This is a genomic window from Agrobacterium sp. 5Ca50, from assembly GCF_055381905.1.
Genome location: NZ_AP026438.1, coordinates 3,025,185 through 3,041,790, shown reverse-complemented (window position 1 = coordinate 3,041,790; position 16,606 = coordinate 3,025,185). Strand labels below are relative to the sequence as shown.

At 55.1% G+C, this 16,606-nt stretch carries 15 protein-coding genes; 10 read left to right on the top strand and 5 right to left on the bottom strand.

What is annotated here, in order from left to right; all coding sequences use genetic code 11:
* Nucleotides 1–58: 58 nt before the first annotated feature.
* The 5 genes from ACZ5FM_RS14715 to ACZ5FM_RS14695 all read left to right on the top strand — a co-directional run bounded on the left by ACZ5FM_RS14715 (nucleotide 59) and on the right by ACZ5FM_RS14695 (nucleotide 6,085).
* Nucleotides 59–967: a DMT family transporter gene (locus ACZ5FM_RS14715; RefSeq protein WP_464039091.1), complete on the top strand. Its 909-nt coding sequence runs from the start codon at nucleotides 59–61 to the stop codon at nucleotides 965–967.
* Between the two features lie 112 nt (nucleotides 968–1,079).
* Nucleotides 1,080–2,552, top strand: a complete 1,473-nt coding sequence (locus tag ACZ5FM_RS14710) for an ABC transporter substrate-binding protein (protein ID WP_464040477.1) — start codon at nucleotides 1,080–1,082, stop codon at nucleotides 2,550–2,552.
* A 68-nt stretch (nucleotides 2,553–2,620) separates the two neighbouring features.
* Entirely contained in the window at nucleotides 2,621–3,535 is a 915-nt protein-coding gene (locus ACZ5FM_RS14705) for an ABC transporter permease (protein ID WP_275643730.1), read from the top strand.
* A gap of 83 nt (nucleotides 3,536–3,618) precedes the next feature.
* Nucleotides 3,619–4,476 (top strand): ABC transporter permease, encoded by an 858-nt coding sequence (locus ACZ5FM_RS14700; protein ID WP_246788313.1) that lies wholly within the window; start codon nucleotides 3,619–3,621, stop codon nucleotides 4,474–4,476.
* Nucleotides 4,469–6,085, top strand: a complete 1,617-nt coding sequence (locus tag ACZ5FM_RS14695) for an ABC transporter ATP-binding protein (RefSeq protein WP_464039089.1) — start codon at nucleotides 4,469–4,471, stop codon at nucleotides 6,083–6,085. Before ACZ5FM_RS14700 ends, ACZ5FM_RS14695 begins: the two co-directional genes overlap by 8 nt.
* A 48-nt stretch (nucleotides 6,086–6,133) precedes the next feature.
* On the opposite strand, the gene ACZ5FM_RS14690 is transcribed toward ACZ5FM_RS14695, so the two are convergent.
* The 3 genes from ACZ5FM_RS14690 to ACZ5FM_RS14680 form a co-directional block, all read right to left on the bottom strand.
* On the bottom strand, nucleotides 6,134–7,282 hold the full coding sequence (locus ACZ5FM_RS14690; RefSeq protein WP_464039088.1) for a GNAT family N-acetyltransferase: 1,149 nt from the start codon (nucleotides 7,280–7,282) through the stop codon (nucleotides 6,134–6,136).
* A 159-nt stretch (nucleotides 7,283–7,441) separates the two neighbouring features.
* Nucleotides 7,442–8,578 (bottom strand): CobW family GTP-binding protein, encoded by a 1,137-nt coding sequence (locus tag ACZ5FM_RS14685; RefSeq protein WP_464039087.1) that lies wholly within the window; start codon nucleotides 8,576–8,578, stop codon nucleotides 7,442–7,444.
* Between the two features lie 26 nt (nucleotides 8,579–8,604).
* Nucleotides 8,605–9,669: a D-alanyl-D-alanine carboxypeptidase family protein gene (locus ACZ5FM_RS14680; protein WP_405049474.1), complete on the bottom strand. Its 1,065-nt coding sequence runs from the start codon at nucleotides 9,667–9,669 to the stop codon at nucleotides 8,605–8,607.
* 201 nt (nucleotides 9,670–9,870) lie between these two features.
* On the opposite strand from ACZ5FM_RS14680, the gene ACZ5FM_RS14675 reads away from it, so the two are divergent.
* Both ACZ5FM_RS14675 and ACZ5FM_RS14670 read left to right on the top strand, forming a co-directional pair.
* Complete coding sequence (locus tag ACZ5FM_RS14675) at nucleotides 9,871–11,034, top strand: M20 aminoacylase family protein (protein ID WP_464039086.1); 1,164 nt, start codon at nucleotides 9,871–9,873, stop codon at nucleotides 11,032–11,034.
* Nucleotides 11,035–11,631: 597 nt separating this feature from the next.
* Complete coding sequence (locus ACZ5FM_RS14670) at nucleotides 11,632–11,931, top strand: hypothetical protein (RefSeq protein ID WP_464039085.1); 300 nt, start codon at nucleotides 11,632–11,634, stop codon at nucleotides 11,929–11,931.
* Between the two features lie 459 nt (nucleotides 11,932–12,390).
* On the opposite strand, the gene ACZ5FM_RS14665 is transcribed toward ACZ5FM_RS14670, so the two are convergent.
* Together ACZ5FM_RS14665 and ACZ5FM_RS14660 are read right to left on the bottom strand one after the other, a co-directional pair.
* A complete protein-coding gene (locus ACZ5FM_RS14665) occupies nucleotides 12,391–13,143 on the bottom strand; it encodes an SDR family oxidoreductase (protein ID WP_250985572.1) in 753 nt (250 codons plus the stop codon).
* 64 nt (nucleotides 13,144–13,207) lie between these two features.
* Entirely contained in the window at nucleotides 13,208–13,777 is a 570-nt protein-coding gene (locus ACZ5FM_RS14660) for a nucleoside 2-deoxyribosyltransferase (protein ID WP_192491486.1), read from the bottom strand.
* 176 nt (nucleotides 13,778–13,953) lie between these two features.
* Between ACZ5FM_RS14660 and ACZ5FM_RS14655 the strand changes: the two genes are divergently transcribed.
* The 3 genes from ACZ5FM_RS14655 (at nucleotide 13,954) to ACZ5FM_RS14645 (ending at nucleotide 16,369) form a co-directional block, all read left to right on the top strand.
* On the top strand, nucleotides 13,954–14,580 hold the full coding sequence (locus tag ACZ5FM_RS14655; RefSeq protein ID WP_192491485.1) for a ribonuclease D: 627 nt from the start codon (nucleotides 13,954–13,956) through the stop codon (nucleotides 14,578–14,580).
* A 160-nt stretch (nucleotides 14,581–14,740) separates the two neighbouring features.
* A complete protein-coding gene (locus ACZ5FM_RS14650) occupies nucleotides 14,741–16,009 on the top strand; it encodes a hypothetical protein (protein WP_464039084.1) in 1,269 nt (422 codons plus the stop codon).
* Nucleotides 16,010–16,057: 48 nt separating this feature from the next.
* On the top strand, nucleotides 16,058–16,369 hold the full coding sequence (locus ACZ5FM_RS14645) for a hypothetical protein (protein WP_312950084.1): 312 nt from the start codon (nucleotides 16,058–16,060) through the stop codon (nucleotides 16,367–16,369).
* Nucleotides 16,370–16,606 lie beyond the last annotated feature (237 nt).

Below are 16,606 nucleotides of genomic sequence, written 5' to 3'. Positions count from 1 at the left end.
GTCTATGTTGTAGCAAGCTTGTTGTCAGTGAATGTGGGAGCATGCACAGGGAGAAATCATGGTTACGGCGGATGTCCAGCGAAATGATCGCACCATTATGGTGGCGTCATGCTACGTTGCACTGGCTGCAGCGCTAGCCGCTGCAGACGCTGCGGTGATCCGTCTTCTTGCCGGTGAGGTGCATCCCTTTATTATCGGCTTTTTCAGAAGCGTGTTCGGATTGGCGGTTATCCTGCCGTTGATTGCAACGCGGCCGCACATTTTGAAGTCGGGTTACAGGTTCCAGCACGTCAGCCGCGCCGCTTTGAAGCTGGCGGCACTCGTTTGTTATTTCGTGGCGTTTGCCGCAGCGCCGCTCGCTGATGCGATGGCGATCATGTTCATGACGCCAATCTTTCTGATGATTGGTGCATGGCTGTGGCTGGGTGAGGCCTTCACGCTGACAAAGCTGTTTGCCGTGGTGACCGGGTTTCTCGGCGCACTTGTCATTATTCAGCCCGGTGCCGCTGGTGTCGTTGCGCCAGCCCTGCTGTTTGCGCTGGGTGGTTCGGCGCTTCAGGCGCTGGTGCAACTGATGCTCAAGCGCATGTCGGACAAGGACAATACGGAAACGTTGGTTGCCTGGAACCTCATCGTCACCGTGCCGCTGGCGGCCGTTCCGGCACTGTTCTTCTGGTCGACGCCCGATCTTCGTCAGTTTTCGCTGCTTGCCCTGCAAGGTGTGATGGGCGCGATCAACATGACACTGATGACCAAGGCCTTCAGCATGGCAGAGGCGTCGCACATTGCGCCTATGGATTTCCTGCGTCTGCCATTTGTTGCTGTGATGGCTTGGGTTCTGTTTGGCGAGGTCGCAGGTTTTTCAACTTGGATCGGCGCCGGAGTGATTTTCCTGTCCACGCTGGCCGTGGCGGGAGGAGGGCGCCTCAAACGGCGTGCGCAGGCTGCGGCCGAGCGCGATATCTAGCTTGAAAATTCGTAACGGCATTTGCAGCGCAGCCGTGGGCGGAAAATCGCAAGGTGCTGCATCAAAAAGGGAGGAACAGATGAAAGGCAAACGGATTTTACTCGGGATGTTGATGGCCACTTCGGTTGTCACGACCGGTTATGCGCAGGCTTCCAAGGATGTGACTGTCGTTCTGGATGAAGAGGTCGATCTGGTTGAGCCGTGCATGGCAACGCGCTCGAACATTGGCCGTATCATTCTGCAGAACGTATCCGAAACGCTGACCGAACTGGATGTGCGCACCAACAAGGGCCTGATGCCACGACTGGCGGAAACGTGGGAAGAAAGCCAGCCTGGCACATGGCGTTTTCATCTACGAAAGGATGCCAAGTTCTCTGACGGTTCGGCATTTGATGCTGCTGACGTCAAACACTCCATCGAACGCGCGATGAGCGACAAGATCTCGTGCGAAACACCACGTTATTTCGGTGATACCAAAATCGAAGCCAAGGTTGTCGACGACAACACAATCGACATTACCGCAAACCCCGCACAGCCAATTCTGCCACTGCTGATGACGCTGGTAACGATCGTTCCTTCGGAAACGCCAATCGAGTTTACCCGTCAGCCAATCGGCACCGGTCCATACAAGCTGACCGAATGGAAGGCTGGCCAGAGCATTACGCTTGAGCGCCGCGACGATTATTGGGGCACAGCGCCTGCCGTAACCAAGGCAACCTATGTCTTCCGCGCTGACCCAGCGGTTCGCGCAGCCATGGTGGCCGCCGGTGAAGCCGATCTGGCAACGAATATTTCGGAACTGGATGCCACCGATCCAAAGATGGACTTCAGCTACCTGAACTCTGAAACCTTCTACATGCGCGTCGATACATCCATCAAGCCGCTGGATGACGTTCGTGTTCGCAAGGCTCTGAACATGGCACTGGACCGCGACGCCTTTATCGGTACGCTGCTGCCGAAGGGTGCCGTCAAGGCCGTTGCTATGGTGCCTCCAAGCACACTTGGCTGGAACCCGGATGTAAAGCCACTGCCGTTTGACCCGGAAGGTGCAAAGAAGCTGCTGGAAGAAGCCAAGGCTGACGGTGTTGCCGTTGATACGCCAATCACCATTGTTGGCCGTACCAACAACTTCCCGAACGTCGTTGAAGTTCTGGAAGCTGCCCAGCAGATGTTTGAAGCCGTCGGTTTCAAGGTCAAATTGCAGATGTATGAAGTGGCAGAATTCGAAAAGCAGTATTCCAAGCCTTATCCGGAAAACCGTGGGCCTCAGCTCGTTGCTGCCCAGCACGACAATTCGCGCGGTGACCCAGTGTTCTCCATGTACTTCAAGTATGACAGCAAGGGCCGTCAGTCCGGTATCTCCGACCCGAAGGTCGACCAGATGATTGCTGACGCGACCGCTGCGACTGGAGACAAGCGCACGGAAGACTGGAAGAACCTCATCGCTTATCTCTACAACGATGTCGTTGCAGATGTGATGATGTTCCACATGGTTGGTTTCGCTCGCGTCAATCCGCGTATCGATTTCACCCCGACCATCGCGACAAACTCGCAGCTTCAACTGTCTGAAATCGGCTTCAAATAAGCCTTTCCACCCTCAAGGAAAGGCGGAGAATTGTCTTCGCCTTTCCGTTTCTTTCGGGAGTAGACGCGATGGGAAAAAAGATATTCACGCGCATCGTGGCGAGCTTTTTTTCGCTGGTCACGCTTATCGTTATCGTGTTCTTCCTGTCACGACTGACAGGTGATCCGGCGGCCTTGTTCCTGCCGATCGACGCCAGTCAGGAAATGCTCGACAAGTTCCGCGAGTTGCATGGTTTGAACGATCCTCTGATTGAGCAGTTTGCGCGTTATGTGCGCGATGTGATGCAGCTTGATTTCGGCGAATCTATCCGCAAGGCACGTCCTGCCATCGATGTGGTGCTGGAAGCTTTCACCTGGACCCTGCAGCTTGCGCTCATCACCATTACGCTGGTGACTGTTGCGGCAATTGTCATTGGTTCGCTGGCGGCTTTCCGTCCCGGCGGTGTATTTGACCGGCTTGTCTCCCTGTTGTCGCTGATCGGCGCTTCCGCTCCTGATTTCTGGATTGCCATCGTTGGCATCGTGGTATTTTCGGTGACGCTGGGTTGGGTGCCAACCTCTGGCACGGGGACGATCTGGCACTGGATCCTGCCGATTGCCGTGCTGTTCATTCGCCCGTTCGGTCTCATTCTTCAGGTGGTGCGTGGCTCTATGCTGACGGCCTTCGGTTCGGCTTACGTCAAGACCGCGCGCGCCAAGGGCGTCGGTAACCGCTCCATCATCTTCGTTCACACACTGCGCAACGCTATGCTGCCGGTCATCACCGTTATCGGCGATCAGGCCGCAGCCATGTTGAACGGTGCGGTGATTGTTGAAACGATTTTTGGTTTCCCCGGTGTCGGCAAGCTGATGATCGATTCCATCCTGCAGCGCGACTTCAATGTCATCCTTGCCGCGATCATGGTCACGGCACTCGCCATCTTCATCATGAACCTGCTGATCGACATCATCTACAGCTTGCTCGATCCTCGTTTGCGGACCTGAAGGCCATGTCCATGACCAATACTCTTCCAAATGTACAGGCTGTTTCAGCCAAACCTCGCAACCAGGCTTCGGTGCTGCTTAGCATGTTGTGGCGTGACAAGTTCGCGTTCTTTGCTGCCCTGTTCCTGATCCTCGCGACATTCTGCGCTATTTTCGGTCCGATGCTGCTGAGAGATGCGGCAGTGGCGCAGAACCTGCGGGCACGTAACCTGCCACCGTTTTCGCTGGAAAATGGCTGGCTGCTGTTTCTGGGGGCAGACGCGCTTGGCCGCTCGCTTCTGGCACGCATTGTTGTTGCGGCACAGAACACGCTGATGATTGCGGCGGCCGCCGTAATCTGCTCGAGCGTCATTGGCGCACTTCTGGGGCTGGTTGCCGGTTATTCCTCGCCGCGCGTGTCGAATGTCATCATGCGTCTGGCGGATGTCATCATGTCGTTCCCGTCACTGCTGCTGGCCGTGATCGTTCTTTACATGCTGGCGCCTTCGGTCGGCAATATCGTCATCGTTTTGGCCATCACCCGCATCCCGATCTATCTGCGTACCACCCGTGCTGAAGTGCTGGAAATTCGCCAGCGCATGTTCGTGCAGGCGGCGCAGGTGATGGGTGCATCGTCGATGCGCATCGTGTTCCGTCACATCCTGCCGATGGTCATTCCGACACTGGTGACCATTGCCACCTTGGATTTTGCCTTTGTGATGTTGGCAGAATCGTCTCTGTCGTTCCTGGGCATTGGCATCCAGCCACCTGAAGTGACCTGGGGCCTGATGGTCGCGCAGGGCAAACAATATCTGACCAATGCCTGGTGGCTGGCCTTCTGGCCTGGCCTGGCAATCATCCTCACCACCCTGTCGCTCAATCTCCTGTCCAACTGGATGCGCATCGTGCTTGATCCTGTGCAGCGCTGGAGACTTGAAATCGGAGGCAAGAAAAATGGCTGAACATCTTCTCGAGGTTCGCAATCTGTCTGTCCAGTTTCACACCGCGACTGGCATCGTGCAGGCGGTACGCAATATTAGCTGGCATCTTGACCGTGGTGAAACGCTTGCCATTCTCGGCGAAAGCGGATCGGGTAAGTCGGTTTCCGCGTCGACCATCATGAACCTGCTGGATATGCCACCGGCGGAAATTACCAGTGGTGAAATCCTGTTTGCCGGACAGGACCTGCTGAAAATGAGTGACGATGCGCGCAAGCGCATCAATGGCAAACGGATCGCCATGGTCTTTCAAGATCCGCTCAGCCATCTCAATCCGGTTTATACGGTTGGCTGGCAGATCGTCGAAGTCATGCGCATCCATGGTGTGGACGCGGATGCGGCCCGGGCACGGGCGCTGGAACTGTTGAAGCGCGTTGGCCTGCCATCGCCTGAAACCGCGATGGGTAAATATCCGCACCAGTTTTCCGGCGGCCAACGGCAACGACTTATGATTGCCATGGCTCTGGCGATGAAGCCGGATATTGTCATTGCCGATGAACCGACAACGGCGCTTGACGTAACTGTTCAGGCCGAGGTTCTGGCACTGCTGGGCGAGTTGCAGAAAGAAACCGGCATGGGCCTGCTGCTGATCACCCACGACCTCGGTGTTGTGGCGGAAATTGCAGACCGTGTGGTTGTCATGAATTCCGGTGAGATCGTGGAAACGGGAACACCGGATGAGGTCTATCACAACCCGCGCCATCCCTACACCAAGAAGCTGATTTCGGCGGCTCCCGGTCAGGGTGAAATGCATGAGCCTGTTGCCACCGGCGAACCGTTGTTGAAGGTCGAAAACCTCTACAAGACCTATGGTGCCTTTCATGCGCTGAAAGGTGTTTCCTTCAACCTTATGCCGGGTGAAACCATGGCTGTGGTTGGCGAAAGTGGCTCTGGCAAGTCGACGCTGGCGCGGGCTTTGCTGCGGTTGGAAGATGCGGATTCCGGCAAGGCGCTATGGAAAGGGCGTGATCTGCTGACCATGCCGAAGAAGGAGCTTTATGGTCTTCGCCGGCAGCTGCAGATGGTGTTTCAGGATCCGACGCAGTCGCTGAACCCGCGCATGTCCGTCTATCAACTTATCTCCGAGGCCTGGGTCATCCATCCGGAAATCCTTCCGAAAAACAAATGGCGGGCACGCGTTGAAGAATTGCTGCTGCAGGTTGGTCTTTCTGCATCCCATGCCGATCGTTATCCGCACCAGTTTTCGGGCGGCCAACGCCAGCGTATTGCCATTGCCCGCGCACTCGCCTTGGAACCGGAACTCATCGTATGCGATGAAGCCGTGTCGGCGCTTGACGTGTCGATACAGGCGCAGGTTATTGCCCTGCTGGACAAGCTGCGCCGTGAATTGGGCATCGCTTTTATTTTCATCGCGCATGATCTGCCCGTAGTGCGGGACTTTGCCGACCATGTGATGGTGATGAAATCAGGCGAATTGGTGGAAAGCGGAACCGTGCGGCAGATCTTTGAGAACCCGCGTGAGGACTATACACGTCGTCTTCTGGCTGCCGGACTTGATCCTGATCCGCATATTCAGGCGCAGCGTCGGGAAAAACGTTTGCAGCATGCATGAGGGGCCCCCCTCATGTTTCCTGTGGTAGTTCGGACGCGTTGGTGGATGCTAGAAATCTGTCAGCATCCGGCTCCATTGTTCGGATGCCAGACCGCCAATATAGATGTCGCCCAACAGCGCTGCCTGTTTCAGGTCGTCATGACGCGTGCTGATGCAGAAATATCCGCGGTGCCGGAAACTCATCAAACGCTGTCGACCAAGCGCGTTCATCAGGAAGGGTTGCGCCATGCCCTGTGAGGTTGCGTAACCGGCGATATTGAGAAACGCGAACATTTCCCGCGTCACGTCCAGTTCCTTGCCCGGTTGGCACAGAATGTTCAAAACCGTGGCGACCCGCTTTTTATTGCCGAAAAACAGGAAGGCGCCGATAACAGTGCCTTGGCGGTCCTCGACGATGCCGCATTGCAGCTTGCCGAGTTTACGGTTCAATTTTGCCTTTTCAATCAGCCAGTCAAATTCGATTTTCCTCCATTCAGGGCGAATGGCAAAACGGCGGGTCATCGGGGCGATATGTTCAAAAAAGGCCGATGGCTCCTCAAGTTTGCATTGAAAACCGAATTCACCGACCGGTCTGAAACCGGGCTTCCAGTTGGCCAGTGCCGTATCGAACATACGGCAGAGCGGTAACATTAGATCGATGCCGGGCAGGTTTATCCGCTTTTGCAGCCGCAGCGCCAGCGCTGCGACCGGTTGGAATACCCGGTGCCAGTCAAGGCTTTGTATTGGCAGGATAATGCCGCCGGCAGCAATGCAGTGGTCCGCACTGGTGGCCGATGACGTGTCGGAAAAACACATGTCCTGCTGGGTGGCGCGCACGTTGCGGGCCAGACGTGCAGCACCCAGTGCGCCTTTGGCACCGCTGGAGACAAAGGCGCATAACAGACGTGCCACCGCGGTGCGGTCCACGGTGTGAAATGTCATGGGCAAGGCAAAGATTGCGCTGTCGATGTTACCGTTGCCATCGTCGTGAACGATGCTGCCATTGTCGGTCGTATAGGGTGGACTGTCAAAAAACAGGCTGGCAATGTAAGCGCGCAGTTCCGAGCCGGCTGGGGGCGTTTTTTTGCGAAAGGCGGCGCTGAACAATGTTTCCGCCGCATCGATATCGCCTTTGTGCATGGCGCGGATACCCGCTGCCGCATCAGCTGCGGTGACTGTCGACTGTGATGAGACGGTCTTCAAGCCCGTTGTCGTCATATGCGCGATTACCGATCGAGTGCATCGTATGCGTTCATCGCATTATCTTCGAATAGATGAGTATTCGAATGTTGAGCATAGGGTCGGAAAGTAAAAAAATACTCACCCCGTTGGGTGAGCATAGCTGCAATTGCGACCCTGAATGAGACAGTCGGCGCGTCACATGCGCATGCCAGGAATGGCAAGCGGGTTTTCGCTCAAAGCCTGCGCATCGGGCTTGTCGATGCGTGGTTTGCCAACGAAGGCGCCAAAAAGATCCTGCACAAATGCTTCCGGCAGATCCTTGGTGATCATCACCATGCGGGTGCGGCGGTCGTTCTGGTCTGGCCATGCGGCAAGCCGCTCCGGTGCATGAAATATGTTCTGCACACCATGAAGGACCAAAGGTCGCTCGGGATTATCCGCCAGCTGGATAATGGCTTTCATGCGCAGCAATCGCTCGGAATGGGCGGAGCGCAAAAGGTCAATGAACATCTCGATAGCCGCAGGCTCGATCGGGCGGTCGTGAATGATCGAAAAAGAGCGGATGCTCTCATCATGGCGGTTTACATCGTGATGATGGTGGTGGCCATGGTGCTCGTGCTCGTGCTCGTGCTCGTGGCTGTGTTCATGGTGGTGATGGGCGTGATCTTCTTCACCCAGCCAGCGGCTTACATCTGCATGTTTGCTGGTCGTGTCATAAAGGCCATTCTCGAGAATGGCCGATGTCAGGTTAGTCTTGTCATCTGCATCCAGAACCGGGGCACGCGGATTAAGCGTCTTCAGACGCTCCATCAGCTGCTTGAGCTTTTCAGGGTCGGCGAGTGTTTTTTTTGAGATGATCAGACGGTCGGCCACAGCCGCCTGTTTTACCGCTTCAATATGATTGTCGAGGGTCTGTGCACCATTGGCAGCGTCGACAACAGTGATCATGCCGTTGAGGACAAAGTTCTGGGCAATGACCGGATTGCCCATGACGGACTGCATTACCGGGGCCGGATCGGCCAGCCCAGTTGTTTCAATGACCACGCGCTTGATCGGTTTGATCTTGCCGGTCTGGATACCGTCCATCAGTTCAGCAAGCGTATCCACCAGTTCACCGCGCACGGTGCAGCACAGGCAGCCATCGGCCAGTTCGACAATCGCATCGCTGGAGGATTCAACCAGCATGTGATCGATGCTGACATCACCAAATTCATTGATGATGATGGCGGCATCCTGCATCACAGGATCTTTCAGCAGGTGGTTGAGCAACGTTGATTTACCAGCTCCGAGGAAGCCGGTGATGATCGAAACGGGAATGCGTGTCTGTGCCATGATACGATGTTGTCTTATGCGCTCAGTCAGAAAGACGGACGCGGGATCGGGATTGGAACATTGACTGCACTGCCCTTGGTGTCGTTGGCAGCAACGGTTTCACTGCCCGGAATGAGGCCAGCAAAGGAATATTGCGGTGGGCGTGTCATTTCCTGAATGTAGGGTGAGTGGGTAATCATGCGCCCGGCATCGTCGCGGCCTTCGCTGCGCACCTTCTGGGCTTTGGGATTACAGATTTCCGCGCTGATGTCGGTGACGGCATCCTGTCCCGGGCCGTAGGCAGCGAGCGACGCAATCGAGGTTCCTGCCCCCGACGACGAGGTCAGGCCCATCTGCAGGAGGTCTGCAGATGCGTCGGTACGTCCACCAAGACTGTCTGCGCCAAGCACAACGGAGATCACCGAGCGGCCGTTACGGGTTGCAGACGATACCTGATTGAAGCCGGATGCACAGATGAAACCGGTCTTCATGCCATCAGCGCCATCGAAGCGGCCGACCAGCATGTTGTAGTTGGCATAGTTTTTCTTGCCGGTGGTCACGCCTTCCAGCGAGAAATAACCGGCATATTCAGGGAATTCACGCTTGAGGATCAGCGCCAGCACGGCAAGGTCGCGGGCCGTGGTGTACTGGCCTTTGCCCGGCAGACCATTCGGATTGATGAAATGAGTCGAAGACATGCCAAGCCGTGCGGCCTGTGCATTCATCTGCGCCACGAAGTTTTCGTTTGTGCCACCCAGTCTTTCGGCAATGGCAACTGCCACGTCGTTGGCCGATTTGATCAGCAGCAGCTTGAGCGCGCTGTCCATGGTCAGTTTCTGGCCGGGCTTGAAATACATCTTGCTGGCGGGCTGATCGGCCGCGCGTTTGCTGACGATCACTTCCGTTTCAGGGCTGATCTTGCCCGACTTCATGGCACTGAACGCGATGTAGGCGGTCATCAGCTTGGTCAGTGATGCCGGGTACCATTTGCGGAACGCTTCTTCATGGGCGATAACCTTACCACTTTTGACATCCACCACCATTTTGGGGTTTGCCTGTGCTGTTGTGGCAATTGCCATCAAGCCGGTAGAAGCGGCGACCAGAGCCGTCATCAGACGGCGTGCTGCAGGTGATCTGTGTGCGTGTGGCAAGACGTGTCCTCAAATTCCCGTATTCAATCCGGGATTGGCAATATTCACCATATATGACCAAGGGATGGCAAAGTACATTGATTACGTCAATACTGCGGCGCACTATCCGCAACCGAAGTCAACGATTCACACTTTTATATTGAAGGCCCGGGAATTTTCATCATGCCGATTTTGAACAGAGCCGCTGAAATGCAAGCAGAAATTACCGGATGGCGGCATCATCTGCATGAGAACCCTGAAATTCTCTACGACGTCTTCAACACCGCGGCCTTCGTTGAAGAAAAACTAAAATCTTTCGGTGTTGACGAGATCGTGACCGGTATTGGGCGCACCGGCGTGGTTGGCATCATCCGTGGCAAGGGTGACAGCGACCGTGTTATCGGGCTGCGGGCAGACATGGATGCCCTGCCTGTGGTGGAAGAAACCGGCAAGGCCTGGGCCTCGAAAACATCCGGCAAAATGCATGCCTGCGGACATGACGGGCATATGGCGATGTTGCTAGGGGCTGCAAAATATCTGGCCGAAACACGTAATTTCAACGGTTCCGTTGCCGTTATTTTCCAGCCGGCCGAAGAAGGTGGCGCAGGTGCGCTGGCCATGGTTGAGGACGGGTTCATCGACCGGTTTGGCATTGATGAAGTTTACGGCATGCACAACATGCCGGGCATTGCACTTGGTGAATTTGCCATTCGTAAGGGTGGCATCATGGCAGCGCCTGACAAGTTTTTCATTACCGTGAAGGGCAGGGGCGGACATGCCGCGCAGCCGCACAGCACCATCGATCCAATCGCCATCGCCGCCCAGCTGGTTGGCAGCCTGCAGCTGATCGCGTCGCGCAATACTGACCCTGTGCGCTCCATTGTCGTGTCGGTCACCAAGTTTCAGTCCGGATCCAGCTTCAATATCATTCCCAACGAGGCGGTGCTGGCTGGTACGGTGCGCACATTGGATGAGACGGTTCGGGATCTGGCGGAAAAACGTATCCATCAGGTGGTGGAAGGCCTTGTCGCTGCGCATGGTGCAACGGCTGATTTAGAGTATGAGCGCGCCTGCCCGGTCACTTTCAACCATGCCGCTGAGACGGATCATGCCGCAGCGGTTGCACGCCAGATCGTTGGCGATACCAATGTGAATGCCGACGTCGATCCTTCGATGGCAGGGGAGGACTTTTCCTATATGTTGAAGGAACGTCCCGGCGCATTTATCTTCATTGGTAATGGTGAAACTGCAGGCCTGCATAACCCGGCCTATGACTTCAACGACGAAGTTATTCCTTACGGCGTTTCGTACTGGGTACGGCTGGTTGAGCAGAGGCTGGCAGATTGATCCCATAGACCTTGGCAGGCATTCCCTGATTTTCAGTGGCACACGCCAACAAGGCGGTTGATCCAATCATTTTGGCGGGTTAAGAAGCTGGCGTTGAGTGTCCACGTAGCTCAGCAGGATAGAGCACAGGATTCCTAAGTTAAATTGGGGGTTGTGCAGGGAAACCGCACAATCGATCTGCTCAAAGTCGGGGAACGCTTCGCTGGGCTTCCAGCATGCCAATCCCGAGCCAAGCTCCGGAGAAATCCGGTGAAGGTGTAGAGACTGGATGGGCAGCACCTAAAGGCCGTTAAGGTCCATGGTGAAGGGACAGTCCAGACCACGAACGTCTGATGACGGCGGTTAAAGCCGAAGTGGTATGAATCCTGGGGTCGGAGGTTCGAATCCTCTCGTGGACACCAACGAAATACAGCCATTTTAAAAAAACACTAAATTGGTTTGCGGGTTGGCGGAGAAATCCGGCTTCCTTGCCACCACACGGCTATGTAATCACAAAGCTGTGATTATGGCTCCAGTCTCATGTTCATCGAGCAGTTGATCTCGCACCTGTTACAAGCAACACCTATCTAAGTCGCCTGACAGATAAGAGGAGACTTGATGAGACACGAATTTGGACCCTACGTACAGATGGGGACGCTCGCCGAACAGATGGCCACCCACTATCAGATGGATGTGAACCTGGAGTTCGAGCCGCATCTGGCCCATTATATGGACGAGGTTGAGGTCAACATCAAAGCTGACCGTTTCGACCATGTGGGGTTTATGAGCAAGATCTGTGACCGGTTGAACGTGACGCTGGAGACAGCCGCCGAACCGCGCCGCCGTGAGTTCCTGTCTGCTGTCGTGACTGCGCTTCAAGGTCGTATCGATCGTTATTCGCTCGACGTCGCTCAATAGCTTCGCGTTGCCTTTTAGGCTCTGCTGTTCGGGCCGCCGCCAAGGTGTGCCCGGCTCAAGCTGTTGGGATTTGCCCACACCAAATTGGGCGGCGGTCATCCCCCCGGGTATTTGCCACATTCATTCAATGAATATTTTCCCTGTCGACCAGACTTTATCGTTCCGTTGCTGGCGTAAGGTATGGTGCGTGGGATTTTTGTTTTCAGGGCTCTGAAACGGAAAAAGCCTGCCGCGGGAGGAGGTGCGGCAGGCTTTAAACTTGATCGGCAATTGGGAGGAGGAGTATCGCCGATCCACATCTAGCGACGCTGGGAGGAGGAGTGCGTCGCTTCGATGTTTAGATATATAAACCAATCTCCGCCGATGAACAGCGCAAGTCTCGCAACGCAGCAATGCATTTTTGCATAGGTCGGTACTTACTGCATTGTTTTTGATCACGGCAGGCGTAATAGCCTTGTTTTACTGGGTTTCCCGATAGATCTGGAAACCTGCAAAGGACTGGTTGACCGGCATGATCTCGATGCTGTTGATGTTGATGTGCTTTGGCTGGGTGGCAATCCAGTGAATGGTGTTGGCAATATCATCTGCCGTCAGCGGATTGACGCCCTTATAGAGGTTGTCAGACGCATCCTGGTTGCCACCGGTACGGACCAGCGTGAACTCTGTCTCGCACATGCCCGGTTCAATCGACGTAACGCGCACACCTTTGCCATGCATGTCGGAGCGCAGGCCGAGCGAAAACTGCCGCAAGAAGGCTTTCGTTGCGCCGTAGACATTGCCGCCTGTGTAAGGCCAGTTTGCCGCAACCGATGCCAGATTGATGATGATGCCGCGGCGATCAATCAAGGTTGGCAGAATGCTATGCGTGATGTTCACCAGACCGGTCACGTTGGTGTCGATCATGGTGTGCCAGTCTTTTAGCGGAACCTGCGGCGCGGTTCCCGTGCCAAGTGCCAGGCCGGCATTGTTGACCAGTATATCAATGTCGCGGAAAGCCTCGGGAAGCGCCTCAAGTGCGGTACGCATGGCGGCTTCGTCGGTAATGTCGAAAACTGAGCCGTAAAAATTGTCGCCCAGTTCCTGTTTCAGGGCCTCAAGGCGTTCTGCACGACGGCCGGTGCCGATGACTTTCCAGCCATTGGCGATGAAAAGCTTTGCCGTTGCGCGGCCGAAACCAGCCGTTGCGCCGGTAATGAGGATTGTTCCGTTCATGCCGTTGTCTCCATTGCCGGACTTTTGTCGTTCCCAACAAAAGTCCCGTTATCCGGTTCCGTTATTACAGAAGTTTTTCAGCGGCGACCTTCAGGCATTGTTTGAATGCGGTGAGATCGGTGTAGATTTCGTCCGGTTTTGCATCACCGACAATCAGTGATCCGCCACGGCGCAAAATGCCACCGTGCAGCATCAGGTTGTCAGCCATGTCAAAGTTCTCGATCGACAGTCCGTCCGCGCCGCGATAACGGCCTTCGTCGTCCTGTGCAGCGATGCCGTGATAATGGTTCATGATGCGGGTGAAATGATTGTCCGCGACATTGGTGTAAGCGAAAACATGCTTGCCCAGCGCGCACATGAAGCCCAGTTCATAGGTCGTGCCGGTATCGGCTGCGATACCGCGAAACGGAGTGAGGTTGGCAATCACACCGTCGGCTTCAAGCATCATCTGCTCGTCGATGGCGTTGATGTTGCAGCCATGCTCAGTCTTGGTTGCTGCAGGCGGAATGGCGAGATCACCGGGCGAGAGCGGTATGAAACCGGCTTCACGGGCCAGTGCTGCTTTTCTATCCAGCATTTCGCGCGCGTTGGAGAGAAATACCTCCGGTCCGGCAAGATATAGCTTTTTTGTCATGGAGTTTTTCGTCGCAATTGAGGGAAGACGGCCAACCTATCTTGCGATGAAGCATGAAGGCAAGCCCAGGCAAGGCGATGAGTGTCGGCAATGGTGAAAATATATAAAAGCGGTATCGTCGCACCGCTGTTTCCGCTATAGCCGGAACGATGAAAAGATCAGGTCTGGAGCAGAAAATGGCGACGACAATCCGCTGTCACGAGGGTGATATCAGTGCAGAGGATGCGGCGCGTTATACCGGGGCAATCGCCATCGATACGGAAACGCTCGGTCTGGTTCCGCGCCGTGACCGACTGTGTGTGGTACAACTTTCACCCGGTGACGGTTCGGCGGATGTTATTCGCATTGCGGCAGGGCAGACCGAAGCGCCGAACCTTGTGGCGATGCTGGCCGATCCGGCGCGTCAGAAGATCTTTCATTATGGCCGTTTTGATATTGCCGTGCTGTTCCACACCTTCGGGGTCACCTCTGCCCCAGTATTCTGCACCAAGATTGCGTCACGCCTGACCCGCACCTACACCGATCGGCATGGCCTGAAAGACAATCTCAAGGAAATGCTGGAGGTTGATATTTCCAAGGCGCAGCAGTCTTCCGACTGGGCGGCAGCCAAGCTGTCGCAGGCACAGCTTGAATATGCAGCTTCCGACGTTCTTTACCTGCATGCCTTGCGTGACAAGTTGAACGAGCGACTGGTGCGTGACGGGCGTGAGGACCATGCAACCGCCTGTTTCGCGTTCCTGCCAACGCGGGCAAAACTCGACCTTCTCGGCTGGGAAGAGACTGATATTTTTGCCCATAGCTAAGGGCAGTACCGGAACTTAAAGTCACTGCGTACTAACGCGTTCGATAAGCTCTACGTTGCTTTAAACCGGGTAGTTTTGGGGCCCGGCTTTTAAATCTTGCTTTACGATTGGTGCCTATCTTCGGCTGTATTCTCTACAGGGATGCAGTCGGGATATTCGCATGCTGCCAGCATTACAGACAGGTTCCGGGATCATTGCATCCGATTTGATGCGTTCAATGCTTGAGGAAGCAGAAGAGCGGCGTCAGGAGCGTGAAAACGAGCTCAAGGGCCTGAAGAAGGATGATGCGGCTGAAGAGAAGATCACGCATGATCCGGTCACTGCTGCTGCCAATCAAAAGATCAATGCCTATTTCTTCGGTAATCTGAAGCAGGAAGGCAACCAGATGGCCGCGTTGATTGGCCGGGTTGCGTCTGCGCTTGGCATTACGCAGGGCGTGGATGAAAGCGGTTTTTCCTTTGCACGACGATTGCAGGACGCCGTCTCCTTTATGGAGATGGTACCAAAGTCAAATTCTTCCGGTGAGGCAACCGTGGTCAGCGCCTCTTCGCTGAACCTTGATGTCTCGACGATCATTTCCGTGATGGATGGCACTGCTCAGGAAAAAGGGCTGAAGCCGGATGCGGCGACGCAGTTGATTGCGCGACTGGCAACACAGGGCAATCTTTCCACTGATGATCCCGACGCATTTAATGAGCAGCTGACAGGTTATCTGACGGCAATGCGGGCAGGCCTGCCCGAAAACACCAGACAGCTTGAGGAAACAACCGGCCTGAAAGCCATGGGTGTTTCCATCAACGAATTGATTTCCGCTGTTGCCAGTCCCTATGGCGAGGCCGCGCAGAAGATAAAGGGCATACTGGACGAGCAGAGCAAGCTCGACCAGGGAATGACGCTTGAAATGCGCAAGGTGATCCAGCGTCTGGAAGACGTGGCTGATCCCAAATCGCTTGAAGAGTTGCAACAGGAAAAGACCAAACGCGACCCGACCGAGGTGAATGACACCGAGGTGCAGCTTGAGCGTGAAGCCGATATCGAGCAGCGCCAGCACGCGCAAAAGCTGGATGATGTTATCGACATGCACGAAGCCGTTCGTGAGGGCCTGGAACAGGCGAAGAACGGCAAGGACGGTGACGACACAGGCAATGCCGAGGCTGCCGCTGCCGCCCAGATGATCCAGCTTTTGTCGGCCGGACTGTCGGTCGAGAAAACAACCACTGCTGATAATGACAACGAGGCAGACGCTGCGGAAGAGGAGCCATCAGGCTCGTCTGACAATAATGATGCTGAAAAGACGGGTCTGGATGAGCAGGCGGCTGATTATGCTGACGCTCTCGATGCCGTGCAGGATGGAAAAAGCGACGCGCCTTTCTGGGTCAGCGTGGATGACAACGGATTATACGAATTGCTCAAGCGCAATGCAGCGTGATTGGGCCATTCGCAGATGCCATGAACGAAACATGATGTGAGTTCTGTAATGCCTGACATTCTGGATATGCTTCACGCTGATAATAGCAAGACCAACGGCAACATGATGGATGTCGTGGCACCATCAATGGCCGCTGACCCGTTTTCGGTTGACGAATATTCGATCACCCCGCTCGATGAAATGGAAGACATGCGCCCCAAGGCCCGGGTTCGACTTTACCCCAAGGCCAGTTGGCTCGATGCGCTGTTGCCGCAGCAACAGACTATGGCTGACAGCGTTGAGCCGCCAAAGGCCAGCATTTCCTCTGTCAATTCCGACGATAACGGCCTTTACCGGATGTTTGTCGGTATCTCGCCTTAAGAGTGGCAGCTCTCAAGCTACAGCCAGCGGTTTATGGTTAGCGAATTATTAAGTTTTTCAACGCATCCTTACATCAGTGATTCTTTATATTCACAAAGCGCCTGCTGTGAATTCGCAGGCGTGTCCCATGGTTGGGAACGGTTCGGTTTTTTCAGCTGAAAAAGGCGACACTGGCCGGGACACCCGCATGAGCGGTCATGAATTTTACCGTCCGTGCGGCTTGTTATTGATGGGCTT